Origin of the sequence: Streptosporangium sp. NPDC006013, assembly GCF_040614275.1 — a bacterium.
GTDB lineage: Bacteria > Actinomycetota > Actinomycetes > Streptosporangiales > Streptosporangiaceae > Streptosporangium.
In genome coordinates, this window is the sequence record NZ_JBEXUE010000975.1 from 1 (window position 1) to 1144 (window position 1144).

Sequence of the window (1144 nt, forward strand, 5' to 3'; positions counted from 1 at the left end):
AAACCCTCGCCACCGCCGACACCGACAACAGCGTGAGGTTGTGGGACGTCGCGAGCCGGAAGACCGTCGCCACCCTCACCGGCCACACCGACGAGGTCTGGTCGGTGGCGTTCAGCCCGGACGGCGAAACCCTCGCCACCGCCAGCGCCGACAACAACGCGAAGTTGTGGCCGACCCGCTGACCCAGTAGATCATCACCGCTTCAGCCCTACCGCTAAACCCCGGTCCGATCCTCCCCGAAGGCCGGTTGGGGACCGGCTGATCCGCCGGAGGGTCACGGAACTGGACTTCTGCGACCGGTAGACCTCGCGCGCCCGCGCGTAGGACCCCTCTCAAAACTCTCAAAACTCCTCGGTCGAGTTGGGGCTACTCCGCGGCCAGAAGGTCGTCCAGCCTGCGCTGCATCTTTGGTGAGGCCTCGCGGCCGTAGGTGACCACTCCAGGGGTGAAGGTGTGCTCGCCGGGATGGCCGCGAAACAGCAGGCACCCCTCGGGGTCGTCGAGGGCGCCGTTGCTGGCCGGACAGGGCGGCAGGTCGACCAGCTCCCGGACGCGGTCGGCCCAGCGCAGCCAAACGTTACGGTCGTCGAAGGACTGGGCCAGCGACATATGCGAGCCCGGGTGATCGGCCTGTAGCTCGCGTTGGTAGACGGCGCTGCGGTCGTGTGCTGCCGTCTCGTCAGCCGACAGGCGGGCCCACTCTGCATCGGTGAGCACGTTGTAGTGCGGGCATTCGCCGTCGCCGGCCTCGCGCTCCAGGCCGACGGTCAGCGAGGTGGCCAGCGCGACCGCGGTGAAGGCACGGGTGGCCGCGTCGCTGAGGCGTTCGGCGTCGTCGTCGGTCAGCTCCACATCGCGGAGCTGGTCGGCGAGCAGGTTCACGTGGGTGGCGAAGTGAACGCAGGCGTCCAGCAGCGCGGTGAGCGGACCGGTGCTGTCAGGGAACTCGACGGTCATGTTGTTCAGTGCGCGAATTCGGGGGCGCTCTCTCCCGGCGATTCGCCGAACCGGCCCGATCCGGCCGGGCCTCCCTGGAGGCCGAGGGGTCGCGCCCACCTGACCCACCCCTGACACATGGTGCAAGTGAGGTAAGGCTAACCTAAACATTTTAGTGAGGTGTATGTGACCAACAGGCAAGACCATC

General features: G+C 67.5%; 1 protein-coding gene and 1 pseudogene. One reads left to right on the forward strand and one right to left on the reverse strand.

Annotation, left to right across the window (positions count from 1 at the left end; all coding sequences use genetic code 11):
* Window positions 1-182: pseudogene (locus ABZ260_RS51385) on the forward strand (hypothetical protein); the annotation flags it as partial.
* A 184-nt stretch (window positions 183-366) separates the two neighbouring features.
* Here ABZ260_RS51385 and ABZ260_RS51390 read toward each other — a convergent pair.
* The gene (locus ABZ260_RS51390) at window positions 367-957 is read right to left on the reverse strand and encodes a hypothetical protein (RefSeq protein WP_355633336.1); all 591 of its coding nucleotides are present in this window, start codon (window positions 955-957) and stop codon (window positions 367-369) included.
* Window positions 958-1144: the final 187 nt, after the last annotated feature.

Excerpts from the sequence above, each read along its gene's own strand:
- ABZ260_RS51390 (WP_355633336.1), bottom strand. The coding sequence starts at position 957 with ATGACCGTCGAGTTCCCTGACAGCACCGGTCCGCTCACCGCGCTGCTG.